This is a genomic window from Bacillus sp. FJAT-29937, assembly GCF_001509555.1.
Lineage (GTDB): Bacteria > Bacillota > Bacilli > Bacillales > Cytobacillaceae > Cytobacillus.
The window spans coordinates 133655-157197 of sequence record NZ_LMAS01000002.1; the positions used below are offsets into that span (position 1 = coordinate 133655).

Consider the following 23543-nt stretch of genomic DNA (forward strand, 5'->3'; position numbering starts at 1 on the left):
GTGAAATAAATGCGGATTTTGAAAATAAATGATGGAGTGTCCATCAAAAGGTCTGTAGATAACGGAACAGAAGAACAGCGGGCGATAGTGAAGGGGATTATTGAGCAGGTTCGAGCAGACGGGGATGCCGCATTAGCAGCCTTCACGGAAAAATTCGATGGGATCTCCCTATCTAATTTTGCTGTTACGGACGATGAAAAAAGGGAAGCTTATGAAGAAATCGATGATGAGATTTTAGGGATAATCCGTGAAGCGGCAGCAAATATTCGCTCTTTTCACGAAAAACAGCTTCGCCCGTCATGGATGACAACAGATGAAAACGGCACGATTCTCGGCCAAAAGGTAACCCCGCTGGATTCAGTTGGCCTATATGTACCAGGCGGAACAGCCGCCTATCCATCCTCTGTGCTTATGAACGTGCTTCCTGCCAAGGTTGCAGGAGTGAAACGAATTGTTATCACATCTCCCCCTGATAAAAAAACAGGGAAGCTTCCACCAGCCGTCCTAGTAGCCGCTCAAGAGGCTGGGGCTGAGGAAATTTATAAAGTGGGCGGTGCTCAAGCCATTGCAGCATTGGCTTATGGAACGGAAACGATTACTCCTGTTGATAAAATCACGGGGCCAGGAAATATATTTGTGGCTTTGGCAAAGCGAGAAGTGTTTGGAGATGTCGATATTGATATGATTGCAGGACCAAGTGAAATTGCAATTTTGGCAGATGACACGGCAAAACCAGATGAGGTGGCAGCTGACTTATTGTCCCAGGCCGAGCATGATGCTTTTTCCTGCAGCGTCCTCGTCACTCCATCAGAGAATTTGGCAAAGGAAGTTTCAGCTGAGGTGGAAAAGCAATTGGCTTTACTGCCTCGTCGGGAAATCGCCGCTCAATCCATTGGAAATTTCGGAGCAATTTATGTGACGGAAACAATGGAAGAGGCAGTTGAAACGGTTAATAGCCTTGCTCCCGAGCATTTAGAAATTATAACAGAAAATCCGCTGGAGCTTCTAGGGACAATCAGACATGCTGGGGCGATTTTTCTTGGACGCTTTAGTCCCGAACCAGTCGGCGACTATTTTGCCGGACCGAATCACGTATTGCCGACAAACGGAACAGCCCGTTTTTCGAGTCCGCTCAATGTAGAGGATTTTCAGAAAAAATCCAGCATCATTTATTACAGTGAGAAAGCACTAAGAGAAAACGGGGAGAAAATTTCCGCATTTGCACGTCTTGAAGGATTAGAAGCCCATGCGCGGGCAATTGATATAAGGTTGAAGAAATAAAGGTCGGAGGCAGGTCCCAAAATCCTGCTAGGAGGAGAAGACATGACAAGAACTTCAGAGGTTAAAAGGAAAACGAATGAAACGGAAATTTATTTAGCTTTAAATATTGATGGTCAAGGGGAGAGCAAGCTGGAAACGGGAGTCCCGTTTTTGACGCACATGCTTGACCTTTTTACAAAGCACGGGCAGTTTGATTTAACTGTTGATGCTAAGGGTGACATAGAGATCGATGATCACCATACGACAGAGGACATCGGCATTTGCCTTGGACAAGTATTAAGGGAAGCTCTTGGCGACAAAAAAGGAATTAAGCGCTACGGAAATGCGTTTGTGCCGATGGATGAGGCGCTGGCGCAGGTTGTCATTGACCTAAGCAATCGCCCTCACCTCGAAATGAGAGCGGAGTTTCCAAGCCAAAAAGTGGGCACTTTTGATACAGAGCTTGTTCATGAATTCCTATGGAAGCTTGCCCTTGAAGCCAGAATGAATCTGCATGTGATTGTTCACTACGGCCAGAATACACATCATATTATTGAAGCGATTTTTAAAGCATTAGGACGTGCTTTACATGAGGCGACAACGATTGACCCTAACATTAAAGGAGTGCCATCTACGAAAGGGCTGTTGTGAATGATTGGGATTATTGATTATGGAATGGGTAATCTTTTCAGTGTCAGCAAAGCACTTGAAAGATTAGACGTCTCGTACTTTATTTCGGATAAAAGAGAAGAGCTTCAGAAGGCAGATGGGCTGATTCTTCCTGGTGTAGGCTCCTTTAAGGATGCGATGGAGCTTTTAGAACGATTGGATTTAGCGAGCATGATAAAAGAATACGTGCAGCTAGGGAAACCGCTGCTCGGGATTTGTTTAGGCATGCAGCTATTATTTGAAGAAAGTGAAGAGAACGGGCTGACAAAGGGGCTTCATCTCCTGCCGGGTTCTGTGAGAAGATTTCCTGGAGTTTCAGCGGACGGAGTGACCTATAAAGTCCCGCACATGGGCTGGAATCGTCTCACTTTTGTTCAAGGTTCGCCGCTTCTTCAATCAGTACATGAAAATTACGCATACTTTGTTCACTCTTATTATGTAGATACAGACGATAAAAGCGTAGTTATCGCGGAAAGCAGCTATGATGTAAAAGTCCCAGCTGTTGTCGGCAAAGAAAATATATATGGGATGCAATTTCATCCAGAAAAAAGCGGACAATTAGGCATGGAGCTTTTAAGTAATTTTACTGGAATTGTATTGGAAAGGATGACCGGAAAATGAGTTTTACCATTTATCCAGCAATCGATATGCGAGGCGGGAAATGTGTCCGACTGCTTCAAGGAGATTATAATCAGGAAACGGTATATGGGGATTCCCCTTTTGATATGGCGAAAAAGTTTGCAGATGAAGGAGCCAGCTGGATCCATATGGTCGACCTTGATGGAGCAAAGGATGGAAAAAGAGTCAATGACGCTTCTGTTATCAAAGCAGCTAAAGAGCTGAAGGCTCAAATTCAAATTGGCGGCGGCATTCGAACCGAAACCGATATTGTTCATTATTTGGAAAATGGAATTTCACGTGTCATCATCGGAAGCATCGCCGTTTCGAAACCAGATTTCGCGATTGAAATGATCCGGAAATATGGTAAGCAAATTGCTGTTGGCTTGGATGCAAAGGATGGCTATGTGGCAACGCACGGCTGGCTGAACACGTCTGAAGTGAAGGCAGTCGAGTTAGGGAAACGCTTCGCTGATGCTGGAGCAGAGACGTTTATTTTTACAGATATTGCAACAGATGGCATGCTGTCCGGCCCCAATATAGAGGCAGTCAGACTGCTGGCAAAAGAAACAGGTAAAAGTGTTATCGCGTCTGGAGGAGTCAGTGAGTTAGCTGATTTAACTAGTTTAAAAGAATTTTACAAAGATGGGGTAACAGGCACCATTGTCGGAAAAGCCATTTACGAAGGTCGCTTTACAGTGAAGGAAGCATTGGGAGAGGTGAAGTAATCATGCTGACAAAACGCATAATACCGTGCCTAGATGTAAAAGAGGGCCGCGTTGTGAAAGGAATTCAATTTGTTCAGCTTCGTGATGCAGGTGATCCAGTGGAGCTTGCCCGTTTTTATGATGAGCAAGGGGCGGATGAGCTTGTTTTTCTAGATATATCAGCTTCTGTTGAAGGAAGAAAAACGATGGTTGAAGTTGTTCGTTCGGTTGCTTCTGAATTGGCGATCCCGTTTACAGTTGGCGGCGGTATTAATTCATTAGAGGATATGAAAAGAATTTTACGAGCTGGGGCAGACAAGGTTTCTCTAAATACAGCTGCAGTAAATAATCCGAATCTGATTACAGACGGGGCGAAGTTTTTTGGCTCACAATGCATTGTTGTTGCGATTGATGCCAAGTACGATTCAGAGCTTGGAACATGGCGTGTATATACCCACGGGGGCCGGACGCCATCCGAATGGAAAGTCATCGAGTGGGCGAAGGAAGTAGCTGAGCGTGGTGCTGGCGAGATATTGCTGACAAGCATGGACTCGGATGGAGAGAAGAATGGATTTGATATCGCTCTGACGAAAGCAGTTAGTGAAGCGGTGACGATTCCGGTTATTGCTTCAGGAGGAGCAGGGAACTCAGAGCATTTTGCTGAAGCTTTTGAAAAGGGGAAAGCGGATGCCGCGCTGGCTGCTTCGATTTTTCACTATAAAGAAACATCGGTAGCTGAAGTGAAGGCTTATTTGAAGGAAAAAGGAGTGCCTGTCCGATGAATATCGAGGAGCTATCATTTGATGAAAAAGGCCTTATCCCGGCTATTGTTCAGGATGCGACAACACGAGAAGTTTTGACATTAGCTTACATGAACCGGGAATCTCTTGAAAAATCAATCGAGTCAGGTGAAACGTGGTTTTTCAGCCGTTCTAGACAGGAGCTTTGGCATAAAGGAGCAACGAGCGGGAACACGCAGCGAATTGTCGAAATGAAATTTGACTGTGATAAAGATGCGATTGTGGTGCTCGTTGATCCTGCAGGGCCTGCATGCCATACTGGGGCAGTGAGTTGTTTTGAGGAGAGCCTTTATCAATCAGGCGAATCTGCTGGCAGCCTATCAGATTATAGCATTCTCTTGTCACTTGAAAAATTGATTCAAGAGCGGGAATCGGAACGACCGGAAGGAGCCTACACAACCTATTTATTCGAAAAAGGCGTGGACAAAATTTTGAAAAAGGTCGGCGAAGAAGCGGCCGAGGTCATCATCGCCGCAAAAAACCGTGACAAAGAAGAGTTAAAATGGGAAGCGGCTGATCTGCTCTATCATTTACTCGTGTTACTTAGAGAGCAGGAGCTTCCGTTTAAAGAAGTGTTGAGTGTGTTGGATAAAAGACATGAGAAGAAATCGGATGAATAGCGTATGAATGAGGAAACCAAATCACATCATTGATTTGGTTTTTTTCAATTGTATTAACTAGTGTCTTATTTTAAAGATTACATTGTTTTTATTTGAATACAATCTACTAGGAGGTGCGCAAATTGAAAAAAATCCTTATGCAAGTAAGCAGGTTATTTTTAGGTGTTGTTTTCTTGGGGGCTGGTCTAAATGGTTATGTAGTTATCTTTGGATTCGACCCATTTGCACCAACAAGCCCCGAAGCTATGGCATTATTCGAATTTAAATATCTATTAATTACGGAAAAAACTTTAGAGATTTTATGCGGAATTTTACTCTTGACCAATCAGTTCGTTCCATTGGCGATTGCCATATTATCGCCAATTGTTGCTAACATTTTCTTGCTTCATTTATTCATAGACCATTCGTTGCTTCTTTTGGCAATCATGCTATCCATTGCCCTCGGTTATTTGTTGTTTTATTATAGAAAAAACTTTATGAGAATATTAGAGAGAAAACCAAAACCTTCTATTAAGGAAGATTAAAATAGCGCTCGTTTAAAACAAACTCACATCAAAACGAGCACTATGAAGTGTCCATAGTGCTTGTTTGACAAAGACTCACCTCAAAACGCTAACTATGAAGTGTTCATAGTGCTCGTTTGACAAAGACTCACCTCAAAACGCTAACTATGAAATGTTCATAGTGCTTGTTTGACATAAACTCACATCAAAACGCTTACTATGAAGTGTTCATAGTAAGCGTTTGACAAAGACTCCCATCAAAATGCTTACTATGAAGAGTTCATAACGCTCGTTTGACAAAGACTCACCTCAAATCGCTAACTATGAAGAGTTCATAACGCTAGTTTGACATAAACTCACTTCAAAACGCTCACCATAGAAAAATAAATGAACTAATCAAGATAAATATATTGTGCAGAATGGCGTTTCCTTAATTTATGGGGGAACGTTTTTGTCGTTTAGAAAGTTTGAAAAGAAAATTACTTAAAAGTGCTGATTTTGCGCAATGGGGCATTTATGCTGAAAAGAATTACATTTAAAAAGAGGAATTTACGACTTAAAAGCTAATCCCTATAAGTGAATGGGGAAATTTATCGAGGTGTTTAAAATAAGGAAATTCTTTGAGTACAATTGGCAGATAAGAGATGAATGGTTTCAATGGTGTGAGCAGCTTTCACCAGAGGAGTTAAATAAAAAACGTGTTGGGGGTGCAGGAAGTATTTTAAATACTCTTTTTCACGTTATTGATGTGGAATATAGCTGGATTCGAGGGATTCAAGGAAAAGAAGATATCGTATTCGGGTCCAATGATTATGATACCCTTGAGAAGATTAAATTTCTCTCCGATCAACTGCGAATTGAAATAAGAGATTTTATAAATACAAATATAGACCATGATAAGGATGATCTTGTGAGTGTTCCATGGGACCAAGACAAGTATACAGCTGATGAAATTTTACACCATGTTGTCGCCCACGAAATTCACCATATTGGTCAACTATCTGTTTGGTCAAGGGAGTTAAATTTAGTTCCTGTCCAGGCGAATTTTATTGGGAGGAAATTGTACTTTAAACTAGATTAGATGTTGAAAAATGGATGAGGAGCGGATGGATTTCTGCTCCTCATTGTAAGGTGCTTCCTTAAAACCTCATTCTCCGCGCCATCGGTTCGACAACTTGATCCATTAACCGCTTCAAAAATCCCCATACGAATCTCGAACGCAAAGACAAGTGCTTATTATAGAAAAAAGTATATTCGATCGCCTGAAAAGCCCCGCGGTTTCTTTTGAAATTGCCGGCACCCGCACTGTAATGGCCAATAAAATCCTTTTCAAGAACTTCATCAGTTATTAAATAAGACAACAGACGATACAGTCCATTCATCTGTCCTTTCTCTATTTCATAGCCAAAAATCGGAGTAGTCAGGACACCATTCCGATGAAAATAACCAATTGCTCCATCATAGGAATCTTGATTCTTTAGCAGTTTAAAATACATTAATTGATAGTCCAGTGCGTTTTTAAAAAAGTGCCACGTAAATTGCGGATTATGCTCTGAATACTTTTTGATATAAAGCTGCTCATAATGGCTTTTTATCACATGAATCAAGTCTTCATTTACATCCGAGCCCTCAACGACCTGATAAGAACTTTTCTCCAGCAAAGCTTGATCCCGGAAAAAATCCCTTATCCGTTTCTTGCTTAACTCTTTAAATCGGTCAGGATGCAGTAAATATACGGAACGCGACATAATTCGCTTATACGAATTTTTCTCAAACCCAGCAAACATTTCAGGATAGAGTTCCTTAACAACCGAGCGGAATTGAATGGAATGCTCAGGAAATTGCCTAGTCAAAAACTTCGTAATCCGCTCAATTTGCCCAGCGCTTAATGGAAAATAAAGATTAGTCGATAGAAACCAATTATTTACCGATACAATTTTATTAATCGCAGTCTGCCGAAAAATAAACCCAATGAAATCAATGCCTTTCGAAAGGAGCTTTTCCAATCGCGGCTTTTTTAATTCCCACAGCTCCTCCTTCGCATAAGAAATATAGTGCGTATAAGGGGAGCAAACATATGAATTTTCAAATTCTTTGTCATTCACCGTCAAAGGCATAACAAGATTATCGATTTCCAATAGATACACGTCTGCACGAACATTTGTAATATACTTTTCTACTCCATCACGAAGAATTGGGGAAAAATAATCACGGACATAGGCGCCGTCCTTTTTGCTTGCCCAATCAATTTGAACCAACGTCGTTTTGTCATGAAGATGGATCATGTTCAAATACTGCCTTTCATTTGATTTTCAATCCGCTTTAATTTTTTATCAGACGGAAGAATATCATAGGGTGTAAAATGAATCTTTGGTGCCAAAAGTTTCTTTTCCTCCCATAGCTTAGCCAGCTCGCGAATAATATTCTCCCTAACAACACTCTCATTCCTGCAAACCTTCACCTTAACCTCCAGTTCCTCCAAGCCTTTTTGAATGACCTTATATTCCAAAATATCTTCAGAGGAAAACATAATCGCCCTTCTAATAAAATCCGGAAAAAGAGAAGAAAGCTCGCCGCTGTCAGCCTGTTTCCCGTAGAAAATATCATCGCAGCGCCCGTCAATCCTTTCTAAAGCAAGAAAGTGCGAACCGCATGGACAAGGTGTTTTCTTCTCAACGAGAATGTCATTCAAACGATAGCGGATAATCGGCTGGGTCGTTCGGCTAAAATCGGTAATAATCGGAACAAAAACCCCGTCATCTAAATATTCCTTTTCAATAACAACCAGATCTTCATTAATATGCAAGGTGCCATGCGAACAACTAGCCGCCAAGAACCCTTCTGTGCATTGGTACACATGATGCAGAGTTTGCAGAAAAACCGCTTCTATGTATGTTTTATCAATATCCTCCAAAACCTCAGCTACAGAAACAATTTTTCTAGGCTGAATCTGAATGTCCCCATTTGCTTGCCAATCTGCCACTTTTCGTAAAATAGAGGGTGGACCAATCACAATGGTCGGCTGAACCGCCTTTAATTTCCGGATATGCTCCTCGAAATCATCCAATAAATCGAAAAAGTGAAAAGCGATCCGGCCATTTTGGGTTGAAGTATAAAGATTATTATTTGCCCTTAAAAAGAAAGCAATCTGATGCTTTCTTAAAATACTCCCTGGCAATACCTTTGCCAAAATCGTCCCGGCCCAAAGTGCACTCTCCCGGTCTGATATGAGAAAAATCCCTCGATTCCCGCTTGTCCCCGATGAGAGGCCAACGGAGATATCCCCAATCTTCGGTGAAAAATCCCTTGAATTCTCCGCTTCAAAAGCAACATGAAGGGCTTCTTCTTTTTTGATCCCGACCGTATTAATGGAATCAAAGTTCTCCATCATGATGGACTTGTCTATCATCGGCAGCTGGTCCCAATGATTGTATTTCAATTCATCCTCGTATCCTTTATAAAACTCCCGGTAAAAAGGGGAGGATTCAAGCACAAATTCCAAATGCTTTTTTATTTTCCTATTCTGATAAGTTTCAAGCTCTTCGCGGGAAGAAAAATTCCTCCCAAATTTAGTCGTAATATACTGTTTTAAGATGGATATTTTATTCATAAATAAAACCCCTCTTCGCCTTTTCCCAAGTAATCGAGCAATGAGTTGGCAAAATATCTATCTCCGGCTGAACCTTTGATAAATGATGCAGCATTTGAATATTCCTAACATATTGCTGCTTATCTGCAATAAGCAAGTCAGCGATTTTATGCGGATAAATGAGCTGCTCAAAAGCCTCGCTTACCCATACCGCATCCGCACATAGAAAAACGCGTTTTCCGCTCATAAGCTCAATGAAAATGCCGAATTGCCCGACTGCATGCCCTGTTAAATCAACCGCGACAACCGAATCATCATCAAACACAGCGTACCCTTTCTCAAATTCCCCAAAGCTTTCGTCTAAATCAATCTGTGCTGCACGGTCAATAAAAGTCAGCCTTTCATTTAGATCCGCTGGCAGTAATTCAAGCAAGCAGCCCTTTGTAAGCGCCTTGAATTTACTGTTATGGCGAATATCCTCGTAAGCTGATTCGAATGTATATACCTTTGCCTGAGGAAAGTCCTTCAGCCCAGCCGTATGGTCTCCATGAAAATGCGAAATAAGGATGGTGCTGATATCGTCAGGTGAAATTCCGTCCTCCAGTAATTGATTTTTAATCGATTGCTCCTCGGAAAAATAAACCGGTGTTAGCTTCGCATAAACCGAGTAAGGAAATCTTTTTGTTGACTCGAAAAAGCGGGAAGCATACCCTGTATCAAATAAAATATAACCGTGTGTTGAATGCTCCAGCAGCCCAACAATCGCGGGAAAGGCAATCGCTTGAAATCCCTTGTTCGGGTTCACAATTTTTTCAGGATGTGTACAATAGCCGCATTCGTATAGCTTTAACATCTTAATGCTCATTTTTCTTCCACCAATCTACAAAATGCTGAATCCCTTCCTCGATACTGACTCGAGGTTCATAGCCGAGCTCCTTCTTCGCTTTTTCAATGTTTAATGTTTGTGATTTGGAAAGGACACTCACTGTATAGCGGGTAAGAATCGGCTCCTTTCCGCCAAGAAAAATGGACGACACATGCTCGAGGACCTTTGCAATGAAAAACGCCTTATTAAACGAAATATCTTTATAGGAATAGGTTTTCCCAAGCTGCCCCATCACTTCTTCAATCATCTTGTACAGATTCACACGAACGCCATTCGTTATATTATATTTTTGACCTAGTGTATGCTCCCCTGAATTCATGCACAGGATTAAGGCATCCACGACATTTTCAACATAGGTGATGTCCACTTCAACTGAGCCATCGCCAATTTTCGGAAACATGCCTTTTTCACAAACTTTTATTAAACGAGGCAGAATCGCGTTGTCACCTGGCCCGAATATGGCTCGAGGACGGATCGTCACGACCGGAAGCCCGTCCCGAAAAGCCTGATCAATTTCCCGCTCCGCCAAGTATTTCGTTTTGGCGTAGTGATTGACGAATGTTTCAGGCAGCTGATCCGATTCTTTCACATCTAATCTTTCATCATAATGAAAGTACAGGCTTGGTGTAGACACATGAATAAGCCGCTTCACATTTGCTTGCCTGCAGCCTTCGATTATATTCTTTGTGCCGATAACATTAGAGTTATAGAAATCATCATATTTTCCCCATGGTGAGGAAAGGGCGCCGCTATGAATAACATAATCCTGTCCGTGACATAAGTCGAGAACGCTCTCTTCGTCCTCCAAGGAACAGGAAATAAACCGAACCCCCTGCTTGTTCAGCTGCTTGCCAATTGCTTGATTTCTCCCAATTGCAGTGACATCATAGCCCATTTTATGCAGACGCAAAGCTAGCTTCTGCCCAAGAAAACCAGTTCCGCCCGTTACTAAAATCTTCATTTATCTTCCTCATCCCAACTAATATCTAATGTAGATTGCTGGATCATCGTTGTGCCATTCTTTCTGCTTTCCTGCCAAAGTGCGTACATGCTATAGAATTGATAAAAAAACGGCTTAAAATCCCGCAAACTCCATGTAATATCCCGATAAGAAAATAACGTCTTAAGCCAACGCATAAACCCTCGGCCCCGCTTCCAATTATCAAACCCATAAGCCATCAAAGCGAGGCTGATAGCCATCCTCGTTTCCTGATCCGGATACAAGGTGATTTCAGCGTCTGGAAAAAAACACCCCGCAGCCAGATAATCAAACAAATGCAGACCGCTCGTCGCACGAGGATTACATTCAATCGGAATCGCAACATCCTCCCGATTCACAATAAAATCAAAGGAAATCTGCCCCGTAAACCTCAAATCCGCCACAACCGTTCTAACAAAATGCTCAATATCCTTCCGCTCGGAATAGCTGAAAGCAATCGTTGCGCCAATCCCAGCTGTAAAAGTAGTTTGATAGACAGAATGGGCAAGCAATTTCCCATCCCGTGCAATGCCATACGAGCAATATGGCACCCCATCTATTTTTTCCTGCGCAATCCATAAGGAGTCAAAAAGAGAGGGATCATATTCATTTTTATGAAGAAAAACAACATGGTCTGAAAAACGTGAAAATACTTTTTTTATTACAATTTCACCGTCTGGAACCTTCGCAGAGGAGCATTTTACCGTTTCAGGCGTCTTAAACCCAAGCCCCTCGACATACTCAATAAAATCAAACTTATTATGAAGCAGCAGCATATTTGCAAAATCGCCTACAAAAACCTCGCAGTAAGGAGAAAATGCATCCTTATATTTTGAAATAAAAAAGCTTTCCTCACATGTCGGAATGAGAAGGTCAATTTTATTCACTTGAATAAATTCCGCTAGCTCCACAACAAAATCCTCCGTCCGAAACTTTGGAGAAGGATAGAGAAAGTATTCCTGAATGGATGCGGAAGATTTCGTTAAAGCATATGGGACGCTATCAGCCGCATACACCTCATGTCCGCTCTCCTTCAGAATCCTGCATAAATGCAACGTAACAGGGGCGCGTGCACCCGTTACTAAAACCTTAATACTCAAGGATGATTCCTCCAATAGAAAGACCCGCTGACGTACCTAATAACAGCAAGCGATTGCCCCGTTTTATTTTTCCTTGTTTAATAGCTTCATATAAAGCCATCGGAATGGAGGCAGCAATCATATTTCCATAGTTTTCGATAATCGACATGAACCTGCTTTCAGGGACATTTAATTTCCTTCTAATAATTTTCATGGCAGCTGCACTTGCCTGATGGGGAATAACCAAATCAATATCCTCCATCAGCAAATCGGTTTGCCCAAATAATTTTTCAATAAAGCTAGGTATAAGCTTAGATGACATTTTGAAAATCGCGCGGCCATCCATATAAAATAGGAAGTCTTCCTTTGTTTCCTCACGATGCTCTCGCGGATGGATTTTCGTACCCCCACCGCGAATTTCCGATAAATGCGCTCCAGCACTATAGGTTTCCATATGGGAGGCGAGAATGCCAGAAGGACCGTCCGTTCTAGACAAAACGGCTGCAACGGCCCCGTCCCCGAATAAAATACTGCTCTCGTCCTGTTTCCAGTTAATCCCGACTGAGGAAATTTCACTGGATATTAAAAGAACATGTTCATATCTGCCTGCATCCATAACATAACTAATCATATCTAGAGCCGTCACAAAGCTCAGACATGTTGAGTTCACATCAAAGCAAGGGATTCCAGAATGCTGTAAGCCAAGCTGCTCTTGAATTAAAGAAGCATTGCTCGGAATAGCCTGCTCCATCGTTCCGCTGCCGCTAACAATGCAATCAATTTCGGAAAAAGATAACCCTGCGTCCTGTAAAGCAAGCTTAGCTGCTTCCGCTCCCATAAACGAAGCCGTTTCATCTTCAACAAAATGCCGCTGCTTCACCCCAGACTTATTTTCCGACCAGCCATCCTTCGCTCCAATCATTTGATCAATTTCTGAAGCTGTTACTAACCGTTTCGGCAAATAAGCCCCGATTCCCTGTATCTTTACCTTTCGTTTCATGATGTCACACCTCATGTTTAGATGATTCTTATAAAAATAAAATAACAGAAACAATTAGAAATTACTTAAAAATTGACAAAAAATGTTTTTTAAAAATTTACACTATGCTATTTGTATGCGAATGTTAATCGAGCTGTACCCATTGTGCTTTCGGAATAGTTAATATTCTCCAATCCCTTCTCCAACAGCTTGTTTCTATGATATACTACTTGAGTTAATAAGAAGGTGGAGGATTTCATGAGCAAAGACTCTAAAGCAAGACAAACAACAGGAAAATTACTATTATTTAACCCGACAGGTGAGTATTATTTTGCAAAAGGCTTAAAGGCTTACCACAAAAGGGATCTTTATAAAGCAAAAAAATATTTACAGCGCGCGGTGCAGCTAGAGCCCTCTGAGCCCATGATTGTCTGCCAATTAGCTGTTATTTGTTCGGAATTAGGTGAGTACCAGCAGGCGAACAAGCTTTTTCTGGAAATTATCGAAGAGCTGGATGCAGATATGGTGGAATGCCATTATTTTCTTGCCAATAACTATGCTCATCTAGGCTACTTCAAGGACGCTTATCACCATGCGAATTTATATATGGATTTAGATGAGGATGGAGAATTTGCCGAGGAAACGATTGATCTTCTCGAATTGCTGACGATGGAAGCGGAAGATATGGATGAGAAGCTTTACGAACAGGATGATCTCATTACGAAACAGGAGGAAGCCAGAGAACTGTTGGAGTCTGGTCATTTTCCGAAAGCGGTTGAAATTCTGAACTCTGTCATAGATGAATATCCCGAATATTGGTCGGCCTATAACAATTTGGCCCTTGCGTATTTTTATCTCGGAGAAATCCAAAAGGCTGCTGATATTCTAGACAAGGTTTTTAAAGAAAATCCAGGGAATCTGCATGCTTTATGCAACAAGCTTGTTTTTGCCTTTTATGAGCGGGATTATAAGGCAGTAAAGGCACTTAAAGAGGTCCTGAAAAAAATTAATCCATTATCCATTGAGCACCAGTTTAAGCTTGGGGCAACACTAGCATTAATTGGTGAGTACGAATCCGCTTTTTCTTGGCTTAGAAGGCTTCAGAAAAAAGGCTTTGATGGAGATGGGGCTTTTTATTATTGGCTTTCTTATGCTGCCCATTTTACCGGAAGAGACCAAGTCGCCAAATCAGCTTGGGAAAAAGCAGTTGAATTAAATCCAGATAAAGCTGGTTTCGAGCCTTGGAATGATGAAAAGGGGAAAAACAGCGGATTTGAAAATCATCAGGCGTCCATTCTTAAAAGGTTAGAAAGTGAACATATTGAAGAACGCCTATTTGCCCTGTTCTTAACGGCCATGTCAGATGGAAAAGAACAGCTGCTGACTTCAAAGGAAATGAATCAAAACTTTAAATTCTCCCATTTGGAGCGGGAATATATATCCTTTATCCGTAAGGGAGGAAAATCAACCCCCGTTCATGATGTTGCCGCGTTATTATATAAGAATTACCACCCGATTGGCACGGTTGAAGCAGGATTATTTCTAATGTGGTTTACCGTTTTTGTTGAAGCCGTTAATCAAAATCAGCCCATAAAAAATGAGGCAGCTTGGGCAGCCGCTGTTGAATATACTTGGATCAAAACGAGAGAAGGAAAAGGATCTCAGCAGCACATAGCTGAAAAGTATGGGATCTCAGCCTCCACTTTGGGCAAGTATGTGAAGCTTCTAAAAACAACTTCTTCTTCACGAGCAGATTTTTAGACATATTCTCCTAATTTTTATAGGATGGATGTAGTTGGTCATAATAAAAATATGTCTAAATTGATCTAGCCGAAAATATGTCGAAGTGGCTATTTTATTGAAGGAGTGAAACATTATGTCTGAAGAAAAAATTTATGACGTTATCATAATCGGAGCGGGTCCGGCTGGGATGACCGCGGCTGTATATACATCTAGGGGAAGCCTGTCCACTCTGATGATTGAACGCGGTATTCCAGGCGGGCAAATGGCAAACACAGAAGAGGTTGAAAACTATCCGGGCTTTGATCATATTCTTGGTCCAGACTTATCAACAAAAATGTTTGAGCACGCTAAAAAGTTTGGCGCAGAATACGCATATGGCGATATTAAGGAAATTATCGATGGGGAAGAGTTCAAAACTGTTGTGGCAGGCTCTAAGCAATACAAAGCCCGCGCTGTAATTATTACAACAGGTGCCGAGTATAAGAAGCTGGGTGCCCCGGGCGAAAAGGAATTAGGCGGCCGCGGCGTGTCATATTGTGCGGTTTGTGACGGTGCTTTCTTTAAAGGGAAAGAGCTTGTCGTCATCGGTGGCGGAGATTCAGCGGTTGAGGAAGGCGTCTACTTAACTCGCTTTGCTACAAAGGTAACGATTATCCATCGCCGTGATGAGCTTCGCGCACAAGCCATTTTACAGAAACGTGCCTTCGACAATGATAAAATTGAATTTATCTGGAGTCATACAGTTAAGGAAATTAACGAGAAGGACGGCAAGGTAGGAAGCCTTACTCTTGTGTCAACGAAAACAGGCGAAGAGCAAGAATACAAAGCAGATGGCGTGTTTGTATACGTTGGTATGCTTCCACTATCCAAGCCTTTCGAAAATCTTGGCATTACAAACGAAAACGGATATATCGAAACGAACGAGAACATGGAAACAAAGGTTCCAGGCATTTTCGCAGCGGGCGATATCCGTGAAAAACAGCTCCGTCAAATCGTCACCGCAACAGGAGACGGCAGCATTGCCGCACAAAGTGTTCAGCACTATGTGGAAGAACTAAGGGAAAAATTAAAGATACAAGCATAAATTCTTCAACCGCCTCTGGATAGGATCTGGGGGCGGTTTTTTCGTGGTATTTTAAAAATCAGATAGAAGTTTGTGACGTGCTTTGAGCTGTTCATGGAGCTCGTTTTTCACCATGTCCGAAGAAAACCCGCACTATGAGTGCTACATAAACAAGGCTTTAGGAACTCTTCCTAAATCTCACCCCCATCACTCAAAGGAAAACCTTAACAAAAAGTAACTCTGTTTTAATTTTCCTGTAACAGTAGTGAAATAAAAATCAGTTATTATAGAAATAGAAATTGACCCCCTTTTAAAGATATAACCCTTTTTAGCACAGATTCGTCTGTGCTCTTTTTTTTTGTATTAAAAATGTTTTCTTCCATATGTTGAAACTTTCAATTCATTGTTACCGTATAACAAAAATAGTATAATGAAGTGACATATGCTAATGAAAATTACTTAAGGAAGTCAGAACGGAAAAAATGAGGTGAAGAATGATGCAGCGAGTCACCAACTGTGTGTTAATTAAGGATAATCAAGTGCTGTTATTGCAAAAACCAAGACGTGGCTGGTGGGTAGCGCCCGGCGGCAAGATGGAGCCGGGGGAATCGGTTCGGGACTCCTGCATTCGTGAATATAGAGAGGAAACAGGCATTTATTTACGCAACCCGAATATAAAGGGAATTTTCACCTTTATTATGAAAGAAGGAGACCGGGTTCTTTCTGAATGGATGATGTTTACCTTTTTGGCAACGGAAGCAGATGGATTGAATGTGGATGAGTCTGAAGAGGGAAAAATTCTTTGGCATCCGTTTGAGGAAATTAAGAACCTGCCCATGGCTGCAGGTGACTACCATATTCTTGAATATATGATTCATGGAAAAGGCATTATTTACGGGACTTTCACCTATACACCAGATTTTGAGCTTATAAGCTATCGATTAGATCCAAGCTAAGTTAGAACGTGTCAGGGGGAAAATAGAATGAGTACGGGTGCTGTGAATGAAACTCAAATTGTGATAATTACCGGAATGTCGGGTGCAGGAAAAACGGTGGCCATCCAAAGCTTTGAGGATCTTGGTTTTTTCTGTGTTGACAATCTGCCTCCAACACTGCTGCCAAAATTTCTTGAACTAATGAAGGATTCTGGGAATAAAATGAATAAGGTAGCGTTAGTCATGGATTTACGAGGGCGTGAATTTTTTGATCACCTGTTTAAAGCACTCGATGATCTTTCTGAAACCTCATGGGTAACCCCGCAAATTCTTTTTTTGGATGCGGATGATTCGACATTGGTGCGTAGGTATAAAGAAACTCGTAGACGTCACCCTCTTGCTCCTTCGGGATTGCCTCTAGAAGGAATTAAGCTTGAACGCAATTTATTGGAAGAGTTAAAAGGGAGAGCGCAAACTATTTATAATACGACTCAGTTAAAGCCAAGGGAGCTTCGTGAAAAAATTCTAACAGAGTTCACTATGAATAAAACAACGATGTTCACGGTTAATGTCATGTCATTTGGCTTTAAACATGGAATTCCGATTGATGCTGATCTTGTTTTTGATGTTCGATTTTTGCCAAATCCCCATTATATTGACCATATGCGCCCGAAAACGGGGCTTGACGAAGAAGTATATAACTATGTTCATAAATGGACGGAAACGACTAAATTCCTTGAGAAGCTTACAGAGCTGTTGAGCTTTATGCTTCCTCATTATAAAAGAGAAGGGAAGGCTCAGCTCGTTATTGCGATAGGATGTACAGGCGGACAGCACCGTTCTGTAGCGTTAGCTGAGTACATTTCCAACTACTTCAAAGATGATTATCATACGCGAATTACGCACCGTGATATTCAGAGTAGAAAGGAAAATGAAAAATGAAGACGAACCGACAGCCGAGAGTCGTCATCATTGGCGGGGGAACTGGGTTACCTGTTCTGTTGAGGGGATTAAAGCAGTATCCCGTTGATATCACTGCTATTGTGACAGTTGCCGATGATGGAGGCAGCTCTGGACGGCTTAGAAACGACTTGCATATTCCTCCTCCAGGTGATATTCGAAACGTATTAGCCGCACTATCTGATGTAGAGCCGCTAATTGAGGAGATGTTTCAGCATCGTTTCACAACGTCAAATGAATTATCGGGACATTCTCTCGGGAATTTAATTTTGGCAGCTATGACTTCCATTACTGGGAACTTTGTTCATGCCATTCAGGAAATGAGCAAAGTGTTAAATGTGAGGGGCAAGGTATTGCCAGCTGCGAATCAGAGTGTCGTCTTACATGCTGAAATGGAAGATGGGACTGTTGTTTCTGGCGAATCCAAAATCCCATACTCTGGGAAAAAAATCAAAAAGGTATTTCTTACACCTAAACATATTAAACCTCTTCCTGAAACAATCTCAGCTATTAGGAAAGCGGATTTAATCATTATTGGTCCAGGCAGTTTATATACTAGTATTTTGCCGAATCTTCTCGTTCCTAAGCTTGGAGCAGAGGTTTGCCGTGCAAAAGCGAAAAAGGTATATATATGCAATTTAATGACACAGGCGGGAGAGACGTATAACTATTCTGCTGCTGATCATGTTCAGGCAATATATGATCATATGAGCTGTGCTTTCATTAACACGATTCTTGTGAATAACGAGGATATCCCTTCCAAGGTCCGAGAGCGTTATAATGAAGAAAAGTCTCAGCCGGTCGTCTTTGATATAGATAGACTCCATGAATTAGGACTGGAAGTGATTCCAGGGGAAATTGTCAGCCTGAAGGACGGCGCTATTCGTCATGATACAAAAGAGGTGGCATCCATGCTATACTCAATTCTAATAGATGAAAAAGAAAAACATCTTAAAAAATAATATTATTAGTGGTCAGCGCCTCTTGCGCTTTTCTAAGAATAGGGGTGAAGGAGTTGTCTTTCGCTTCAGAAACGAAAAAGGAATTAACGAATCTCGAAGTAAAGGATTGCTGTGGGAAGGCTGAATTATCCGCACTTATTCGAATGAACGGATCCCTTTCCTTTTCTAACAGAAAGTTAATTGTCGATATTCAAACTGAAAATGCAGCGATTGCAAGAAGAATCTATATATTGATTAAGAAGAACTTTCATGTCCAAGTCGAGCTGCTTGTCCGTAAGAAAATGAGACTGAAGAAGAATAATGTGTACATCGTCCGATTGTCTGAACAAGCAAGCGAGATTCTGGATGAGTTAAAGATCCTTAGCGAAGGATTTGTTTTTACAAATAATATTTCTGAAGAGCTAATTAAAAAGAAATGTTGTAAGCGGTCTTATTTGCGAGGAGCCTTTTTAGCAGGGGGGTCGGTGAATAATCCGGAAACATCGTCCTACCACCTTGAAATTTTTTCACTTTATAAGGAACATAATGATTCTCTTTGTGAATTGATGAATACTTTTGGCCTAAATAGTAAAACACTAGAAAGGAAAAAAGGATTTATCACATACTTAAAGGAAGCTGAAAAGATTACAGACTTTTTAGGAGTCATCGGGGCTCACAATGCTCTGCTTAGATTTGAAGATATACGAATTGTGCGGGATATGCGCAATTCGGTTAATCGTCTTGTAAATTGTGAAACAGCGAACTTAAACAAAACGATCGGTGCTGCTTTAAGACAGGTGGAAAATATCCGATTTATTGACCAAACAGTCGGTCTTCACATTTTACCGGATAAATTAAGAGAAATTGCCGAGCTGCGTGTGGCGTATCAAGATGTCACATTAAAAGAACTCGGCGAAATGGTTTCTGGCGGCGCAATCAGCAAGTCAGGCATCAATCACCGATTAAGAAAAATAGATGAGATAGCAGATAAATTGAGAGCAGGAGAATCGATTTAATGAAGATTCCGTAGGGGAGGAAGAAGAGAAATGGTAGAAAAACAGGTTGAAGTAAGATTGAAAACAGGATTACAGGCAAGGCCTGCAGCGCTCTTTGTACAGGAAGCAAACCGGTTTTCATCAGATGTTTTCCTTGAAAAGGACGGTAAGAAAGTAAATGCGAAAAGCATCATGGGCTTAATGAGCCTAGCGGTTGGCTCAGGCACTGTCATTACATTGATTGTCGATGGCAAAGATGAAGCCCAAGCGATTGAAGAGCTTGCCGAATATATTCAGCAGGAGCATTAATAAAAAACAACTCGCACTAATAGGAGCGGGTTCTAAAAACTTACAGCATGGTAATTCGTCAAGGGATTTGCCGTGCTTTTTATTTTATTAAAATTATAAGCGGAGAATTTCCGTCTATTGTTAATAATGGGTAATTAAGAAGCAATATAAGCGGAGAAATTCCGACTAACTGCTCAAAATAAGGCAAAATCTAAAGAATTGGATAAGATAAGCGGAAAATCTCCTCTTATTTTTAAGAAAATATCGGTATTTCTCAATTTAAACGGAAAATCTCCGTCTATTTTTTTACAAATGAGACTTTTTAACGATTTGCCATAAACTATTGATAAGCAATAAAAAATGGCGTGAGAAAATCTCTGCGATTTCTCACCCCATTTGCCTTGTAATTTTCATTAATTAGCGAGTTATTTTATGTTCTTACTTATCTTTTTTCTCATCTAGGCGAGTAATAATTTTGTCCACAAGACCGTACTCAAGAGCTCTTTCAGCAGTCATGAAGTTGTCGCGGTCTGTATCACGAGCAATCACTTCTAGCGACTGGCCTGTGCGTTCAGCAAGAATCGTGTTTAGCTTATCACGCAAGAATAAAATGCGTTTTGCAGCAATTTCAATTTCAGTCGCCTGACCTTGTGCGCCTCCAAGTGGCTGGTGAATCATAACTTCACTATTCGGAAGAACATAGCGCTTGCCTTTTTCACCTGCAGCAAGCAAGAATGCACCCATAGAAGCGGCCATGCCGATACATACTGTTGATACGTCAGCTTTAATGTACTGCATTGTATCATAAATGGCCATTCCAGATGTAATGCTTCCGCCTGGACTGTTAATATACAAGGTAATATCCTTCTCAGGGTTTTCTGCTTCTAGGAATAGCAATTGAGCAACAATCGAGTTCGACACATGATCATCAATCGCGCTTCCAAGCATAATAATGCGGTCCTTTAGAAGACGGGAGTAGATATCATACGCACGCTCTCCCCTGTTTGTTTGTTCAATAACTGTAGGGATTAAGTTCATCTTTAAATTCCTCCTTAAAAGTAAGGTAAACATTCAAAGTCATATAGACAAAAGATGTTTTTCTTTATGTAATATTATGATACACTGATGGTCAATAAAGGTCAAACAATTCACTTTCATTAGCGAAACTAATCGTTCGACACCGTTTGCTCGGGTAAATTCCCTCGTATCCATCATACCCGCTTCACCATTTTTTAAACAAAGAACAGCTTGCCAAGCTCCGAAAAATATCGTATAATATGTAATCGTAGCATAAAAAAAGGTGCACCATAAATCGGGTCCATTCAATCCCCGCTGTGCCCTACTATTTTTCAATATGCCCTCGTGGTGCAACGGATAGCACGTGAGATTCCGGTTCTTAAGATGTGGGTTCGATTCCTGCCGAGGGCGTCATAATTAGATGAGTTCTTATGTTTGTATGAGTTTTATACAAACACAGGAACTTTTTTTGTTTCAAAAATTTCAGGCTGCCAAACACTCCACATTAAAAAATAAAAACGCCCACTATTATGAGGAATTACCCCCCCATACAGCGAGCGCAAAATCTATCTTTATTCTCCTAGAAGCCTACTCCTCTCTAGTTTCGAGCTTCTGAACTCCTTTATAGCCATCTTTTTTTGCTGCCTTTTTTCCATGTAAGAATGTGATGGCTGGTGCTGCCAGCATGCCGAAAAGCATTAAGACGATTCCAATGTTCAATAGACCAGAGTTTCCTTGGGTGCCTCCCACATAGAGAAAAGGAAAGGAAACAATTGTAACAATAAATGCGATTGTTTGAAGACCTACCTTAGTTGCAAAAAAACCTCTCATTTTACCTAACTCCTTCTTAAATAAACAGTGTCGTAATCGTAAGTATGATCCCTATCAAAAGAGCAACACCAATCGCAATAGGCAAAATCCTTTTCAGGACGAGCCCCTCTTGACCAAGTATTCCTGCTGTTGTTGTACCAAGAATGATCTTGCTTGGTGATAAAACAGATCCCATCGCACCGCCTGCAGTATGAGCCCCTAATATGGCCGCTTCATTTAAATGTAAAAGCGAGGAAGTCGCTTGCTGGAATCCGCCAAATAAAATATTAGAGGACATATTACTGCTCGTCATAAATGACCCAAGAAGGCCAATGGCTGGTGCCAGGAATACATAAGTCTGTCCCATAACTCCGGCTGTTCCCATCGCAAGTTCTGTAGTTTGTCCAGTTCCGCCCATGATTTTAGACATAATAATCAATGCGATGACTGCGATCGTAGAAGGAACTGTTTTTTCAATGGTTCTCCTAATGGCCCGGGTTCCTCCGCCTTTTTCAATTCTGCCTTGGCTCTTAAAATAGACAAAACCGATGATAGCAGCTAGAAGCAAAAATAACCCGGAATTCGTTAATGGCATGACAGGCGAAAATAAATCATAACTATGATTCACCACACCATAACCGGTCGTTGTTTCCGGATAGCTTAAACCTAAATGCCACTGATTCAAAAAGGTCTTTAAAGGCCCAATAAGCAAAATTATCAGTGTAATCGCTGTTAATACATAAAAAGGGAAAAATGCTTGATTCATGGTAAGCGGATCTTTAGAGACTTTTTCTTCTTTCTTGTTGTTCCCTTCCTGACGAACCATAAGTTTACTATCTTTAATACTCCATGGTTCCCTGTACATTTTCAGCTTGCCAATAAATAAGATAGCAACCAATGACAGCAATGACGGAATAAAGGCTGCTAAGGCAGGATTCATTTGTGCTAAAATGGTTTCTCCTCCGCCTTGAATCAAGGAAATAATGATTACGGCTGGCAATCCTTTTTTAACAGCCGCAAAGCGCCCATACACCCAGCTAATGGTGATGCCAGTAGCTATATTAATAATCCAAATAAATAAGGAAGCCCAGACAGCGGCTTCGATGACCGTTCCGCCTTGAATACCTGTTTGGGAAACTAATGCATCCCAAGCTACAGCTAATGTTCCAAATGTATTACCCCATGCCTGTCCTAATAAAGCAATGACTACAGCCCATAGGGGTCTTACGCCAAGTCCAACTAATAAAGGAGCACAAACGGCAATTGGTACACCGAAGCCAGTGATTCCTTGTAAAAAACTGGCGAACACCCAACCGATTGCCATGATTTGAAGCAGTTCATTAGACGTGAATTTTTTTAATCCATTCCGAATAGAATCGAATGCTTTCGCTTCATTAGTGACTTCATAAATAAGAATGGCAGGCAAAATAATGATGATGACCGTTAACGAAGTCCATATCCCTTTTGCACTTTCCAATCCTAATAGCTGTAGATCTGATTTATAAAAAACGATGGAAATAATAAATGCAGCCAATAGCCCAATAGGTGCAGCCTCGGCAGCTCCCCAATTGAACTTCACCATTAGTAAAATAAGTATGATAATTGGGATTGAAGCCATTAGCCACATCAAAATATTTACAGGCAGTTCCATACTCCTAATTCCTCCTTCATTACGCCATCACAAATATATATTTTTCTTATTTTCCCTTCAACAGCCATAGTGCATAAAAAGCCAAGGGTTTAATGTGCACTTTGTTGAAAAGGAAAATATCATGAAATAATAGCTGTCAAAGATTGAAAAATGTGTAATAAAATGTTTGGAAACCTTTTGGAATATTTTTGACTACCTGCCTAGAAACTCGTATAAAATGGGCGTTTTTCAAATGAATACCTTTAATATGTACAAAAATGAATTTATTATGAAGGTACTGAATAACACGATGTATGAATGATGAACTTTTTATGAACTTTAAAAAAATAAATTTATTAACCTAAAAAAATTCGTTCAGAAAATATTAAAAATTCAAGACACAGCAAGGTTTAGCTCATTAGGCTAGTATTTTTTTAGGAAAAACCCCTTCTTTAGCCAGTATATTCCCATT

At 41.0% G+C, this 23543-nt stretch carries 25 protein-coding genes and 1 tRNA gene; 16 read left to right on the forward strand and 10 right to left on the reverse strand.

Annotation, left to right across the window (positions count from 1 at the left end; genetic code table 11):
• Positions 1-9: 9 nt before the first annotated feature.
• The 8 genes from hisD (at position 10) to AR328_RS04385 (ending at position 6258) form a co-directional block, all read left to right on the forward strand.
• Complete coding sequence (hisD, locus tag AR328_RS04350; protein WP_066290599.1) at positions 10-1281, forward strand: histidinol dehydrogenase; 1272 nt, start codon at positions 10-12, stop codon at positions 1279-1281.
• A gap of 42 nt (positions 1282-1323) precedes the next feature.
• Positions 1324-1911, forward strand: a complete 588-nt coding sequence (hisB, locus tag AR328_RS04355; RefSeq protein ID WP_066290601.1) for an imidazoleglycerol-phosphate dehydratase HisB — start codon at positions 1324-1326, stop codon at positions 1909-1911.
• Positions 1912-2550, forward strand: a complete 639-nt coding sequence (hisH, locus tag AR328_RS04360) for an imidazole glycerol phosphate synthase subunit HisH (protein ID WP_066290604.1) — start codon at positions 1912-1914, stop codon at positions 2548-2550.
• Positions 2547-3275 carry a 1-(5-phosphoribosyl)-5-[(5-phosphoribosylamino)methylideneamino]imidazole-4-carboxamide isomerase gene (gene hisA / locus AR328_RS04365; protein ID WP_066290608.1) on the forward strand — a complete coding sequence of 243 codons (729 nt, stop codon included), beginning with the start codon at positions 2547-2549 and terminating at the stop codon, positions 3273-3275. Before hisH ends, hisA begins: the two co-directional genes overlap by 4 nt.
• Positions 3276-3277: 2 nt before the next feature.
• Complete coding sequence (gene hisF / locus AR328_RS04370; protein ID WP_066290611.1) at positions 3278-4036, forward strand: imidazole glycerol phosphate synthase subunit HisF; 759 nt, start codon at positions 3278-3280, stop codon at positions 4034-4036.
• On the forward strand, positions 4033-4674 hold the full coding sequence (hisIE, locus tag AR328_RS04375; protein ID WP_066290616.1) for a bifunctional phosphoribosyl-AMP cyclohydrolase/phosphoribosyl-ATP diphosphatase HisIE: 642 nt from the start codon (positions 4033-4035) through the stop codon (positions 4672-4674). The genes hisF and hisIE overlap by 4 nt, the downstream gene beginning before the upstream one ends.
• A gap of 122 nt (positions 4675-4796) precedes the next feature.
• On the forward strand, positions 4797-5198 hold the full coding sequence (locus AR328_RS04380; RefSeq protein WP_066290621.1) for a hypothetical protein: 402 nt from the start codon (positions 4797-4799) through the stop codon (positions 5196-5198).
• Positions 5199-5784: 586 nt separating this feature from the next.
• Entirely contained in the window at positions 5785-6258 is a 474-nt protein-coding gene (locus tag AR328_RS04385; RefSeq protein WP_156422653.1) for a DinB family protein, read from the forward strand.
• Positions 6259-6316: 58 nt separating this feature from the next.
• On the opposite strand, the gene AR328_RS04390 is transcribed toward AR328_RS04385, so the two are convergent.
• Genes AR328_RS04390 through AR328_RS04415 form a run of 6 tightly spaced genes read right to left on the reverse strand, consistent with a single transcriptional unit; the run spans position 6317 to position 12710 of the window.
• Positions 6317-7462 (reverse strand): hypothetical protein, encoded by a 1146-nt coding sequence (locus AR328_RS04390; protein ID WP_066290628.1) that lies wholly within the window; start codon positions 7460-7462, stop codon positions 6317-6319.
• A gap of 2 nt (positions 7463-7464) precedes the next feature.
• The gene (locus AR328_RS04395; RefSeq protein ID WP_066290633.1) at positions 7465-8787 is read right to left on the reverse strand and encodes a F390 synthetase-related protein; all 1323 of its coding nucleotides are present in this window, start codon (positions 8785-8787) and stop codon (positions 7465-7467) included.
• Positions 8780-9631 carry an MBL fold metallo-hydrolase gene (locus AR328_RS04400; protein WP_066290642.1) on the reverse strand — a complete coding sequence of 284 codons (852 nt, stop codon included), beginning with the start codon at positions 9629-9631 and terminating at the stop codon, positions 8780-8782. Before AR328_RS04400 ends, AR328_RS04395 begins: the two co-directional genes overlap by 8 nt.
• Positions 9621-10613, reverse strand: a complete 993-nt coding sequence (locus AR328_RS04405) for an NAD-dependent epimerase/dehydratase family protein (protein WP_066290645.1) — start codon at positions 10611-10613, stop codon at positions 9621-9623. Before AR328_RS04405 ends, AR328_RS04400 begins: the two co-directional genes overlap by 11 nt.
• A complete protein-coding gene (locus AR328_RS04410) occupies positions 10610-11731 on the reverse strand; it encodes an ATP-grasp domain-containing protein (RefSeq protein ID WP_066290647.1) in 1122 nt (373 codons plus the stop codon). The genes AR328_RS04405 and AR328_RS04410 overlap by 4 nt, the downstream gene beginning before the upstream one ends.
• Complete coding sequence (locus tag AR328_RS04415) at positions 11721-12710, reverse strand: beta-ketoacyl-ACP synthase III (RefSeq protein WP_066290650.1); 990 nt, start codon at positions 12708-12710, stop codon at positions 11721-11723. The genes AR328_RS04410 and AR328_RS04415 overlap by 11 nt, the downstream gene beginning before the upstream one ends.
• A 237-nt stretch (positions 12711-12947) precedes the next feature.
• On the opposite strand from AR328_RS04415, the gene AR328_RS04420 reads away from it, so the two are divergent.
• The 7 genes from AR328_RS04420 (at position 12948) to AR328_RS04450 (ending at position 19635) form a co-directional block, all read left to right on the forward strand.
• Positions 12948-14450 (forward strand): tetratricopeptide repeat protein, encoded by a 1503-nt coding sequence (locus AR328_RS04420; RefSeq protein WP_066290653.1) that lies wholly within the window; start codon positions 12948-12950, stop codon positions 14448-14450.
• A gap of 115 nt (positions 14451-14565) precedes the next feature.
• The gene (gene trxB, locus AR328_RS04425; RefSeq protein WP_066290656.1) at positions 14566-15516 is read left to right on the forward strand and encodes a thioredoxin-disulfide reductase; all 951 of its coding nucleotides are present in this window, start codon (positions 14566-14568) and stop codon (positions 15514-15516) included.
• A 476-nt stretch (positions 15517-15992) separates the two neighbouring features.
• The gene (locus tag AR328_RS04430) at positions 15993-16451 is read left to right on the forward strand and encodes an 8-oxo-dGTP diphosphatase (protein WP_066291902.1); all 459 of its coding nucleotides are present in this window, start codon (positions 15993-15995) and stop codon (positions 16449-16451) included.
• A gap of 27 nt (positions 16452-16478) precedes the next feature.
• Positions 16479-17372, forward strand: a complete 894-nt coding sequence (rapZ, locus tag AR328_RS04435) for an RNase adapter RapZ (RefSeq protein WP_066290663.1) — start codon at positions 16479-16481, stop codon at positions 17370-17372.
• Positions 17369-18352, forward strand: a complete 984-nt coding sequence (locus AR328_RS04440) for a gluconeogenesis factor YvcK family protein (protein ID WP_066290667.1) — start codon at positions 17369-17371, stop codon at positions 18350-18352. The genes rapZ and AR328_RS04440 overlap by 4 nt, the downstream gene beginning before the upstream one ends.
• 53 nt (positions 18353-18405) lie before the next feature.
• The gene (whiA, locus tag AR328_RS04445) at positions 18406-19347 is read left to right on the forward strand and encodes a DNA-binding protein WhiA (RefSeq protein WP_066290671.1); all 942 of its coding nucleotides are present in this window, start codon (positions 18406-18408) and stop codon (positions 19345-19347) included.
• 30 nt (positions 19348-19377) lie between these two features.
• Complete coding sequence (locus tag AR328_RS04450; protein ID WP_066290676.1) at positions 19378-19635, forward strand: HPr family phosphocarrier protein; 258 nt, start codon at positions 19378-19380, stop codon at positions 19633-19635.
• Between the two features lie 417 nt (positions 19636-20052).
• On the opposite strand, the gene clpP is transcribed toward AR328_RS04450, so the two are convergent.
• The gene (gene clpP / locus AR328_RS04455; RefSeq protein WP_066290679.1) at positions 20053-20652 is read right to left on the reverse strand and encodes an ATP-dependent Clp endopeptidase proteolytic subunit ClpP; all 600 of its coding nucleotides are present in this window, start codon (positions 20650-20652) and stop codon (positions 20053-20055) included.
• A 39-nt stretch (positions 20653-20691) separates the two neighbouring features.
• The gene (locus AR328_RS04460) at positions 20692-20967 is read right to left on the reverse strand and encodes a hypothetical protein (RefSeq protein WP_082677123.1); all 276 of its coding nucleotides are present in this window, start codon (positions 20965-20967) and stop codon (positions 20692-20694) included.
• Positions 20968-20970: 3 nt separating this feature from the next.
• On the opposite strand from AR328_RS04460, the gene AR328_RS04465 reads away from it, so the two are divergent.
• Positions 20971-21042, forward strand: a tRNA-Arg gene (locus tag AR328_RS04465).
• A gap of 177 nt (positions 21043-21219) precedes the next feature.
• On the opposite strand, the gene AR328_RS04470 is transcribed toward AR328_RS04465, so the two are convergent.
• Positions 21220-21462 carry a hypothetical protein gene (locus AR328_RS04470; RefSeq protein ID WP_066290686.1) on the reverse strand — a complete coding sequence of 81 codons (243 nt, stop codon included), beginning with the start codon at positions 21460-21462 and terminating at the stop codon, positions 21220-21222.
• A gap of 16 nt (positions 21463-21478) precedes the next feature.
• Positions 21479-23092, reverse strand: a complete 1614-nt coding sequence (locus AR328_RS04475) for an L-lactate permease (RefSeq protein ID WP_066290689.1) — start codon at positions 23090-23092, stop codon at positions 21479-21481.
• Positions 23093-23543 lie beyond the last annotated feature (451 nt).

Bases quoted from the DNA above. Each gene is read 5' to 3' on its own strand.
- AR328_RS04390 (WP_066290628.1), bottom strand. From the start codon at position 7,462: ATGATCCATCTTCATGACAAAACGACGTTGGTTCAAATTGATTGGGCA.
- hisF (WP_066290611.1), top strand. From the start codon at position 3,278: ATGCTGACAAAACGCATAATACCGTGCCTAGATGTAAAAGAGGGCCGC.
- clpP (WP_066290679.1), bottom strand. From the start codon at position 20,652: ATGAACTTAATCCCTACAGTTATTGAACAAACAAACAGGGGAGAGCGT.
- AR328_RS04440 (WP_066290667.1), top strand. From the start codon at position 17,369: ATGAAGACGAACCGACAGCCGAGAGTCGTCATCATTGGCGGGGGAACT.
- hisD (WP_066290599.1), top strand. From the start codon at position 10: ATGCGGATTTTGAAAATAAATGATGGAGTGTCCATCAAAAGGTCTGTA.
- AR328_RS04430 (WP_066291902.1), top strand. From the start codon at position 15,993: ATGCAGCGAGTCACCAACTGTGTGTTAATTAAGGATAATCAAGTGCTG.
- AR328_RS04475 (WP_066290689.1), bottom strand. From the start codon at position 23,092: ATGGAACTGCCTGTAAATATTTTGATGTGGCTAATGGCTTCAATCCCA.
- AR328_RS04470 (WP_066290686.1), bottom strand. From the start codon at position 21,462: ATGAGAGGTTTTTTTGCAACTAAGGTAGGTCTTCAAACAATCGCATTT.
- hisH (WP_066290604.1), top strand. From the start codon at position 1,912: ATGATTGGGATTATTGATTATGGAATGGGTAATCTTTTCAGTGTCAGC.
- AR328_RS04400 (WP_066290642.1), bottom strand. From the start codon at position 9,631: ATGAGCATTAAGATGTTAAAGCTATACGAATGCGGCTATTGTACACAT.
- AR328_RS04395 (WP_066290633.1), bottom strand. From the start codon at position 8,787: ATGAATAAAATATCCATCTTAAAACAGTATATTACGACTAAATTTGGG.
- hisIE (WP_066290616.1), top strand. From the start codon at position 4,033: ATGAATATCGAGGAGCTATCATTTGATGAAAAAGGCCTTATCCCGGCT.
- AR328_RS04415 (WP_066290650.1), bottom strand. From the start codon at position 12,710: ATGAAACGAAAGGTAAAGATACAGGGAATCGGGGCTTATTTGCCGAAA.
- rapZ (WP_066290663.1), top strand. From the start codon at position 16,479: ATGAGTACGGGTGCTGTGAATGAAACTCAAATTGTGATAATTACCGGA.
- hisB (WP_066290601.1), top strand. From the start codon at position 1,324: ATGACAAGAACTTCAGAGGTTAAAAGGAAAACGAATGAAACGGAAATT.
- AR328_RS04420 (WP_066290653.1), top strand. From the start codon at position 12,948: ATGAGCAAAGACTCTAAAGCAAGACAAACAACAGGAAAATTACTATTA.
- AR328_RS04405 (WP_066290645.1), bottom strand. From the start codon at position 10,613: ATGAAGATTTTAGTAACGGGCGGAACTGGTTTTCTTGGGCAGAAGCTA.
- trxB (WP_066290656.1), top strand. From the start codon at position 14,566: ATGTCTGAAGAAAAAATTTATGACGTTATCATAATCGGAGCGGGTCCG.
- hisA (WP_066290608.1), top strand. From the start codon at position 2,547: ATGAGTTTTACCATTTATCCAGCAATCGATATGCGAGGCGGGAAATGT.
- AR328_RS04450 (WP_066290676.1), top strand. From the start codon at position 19,378: ATGGTAGAAAAACAGGTTGAAGTAAGATTGAAAACAGGATTACAGGCA.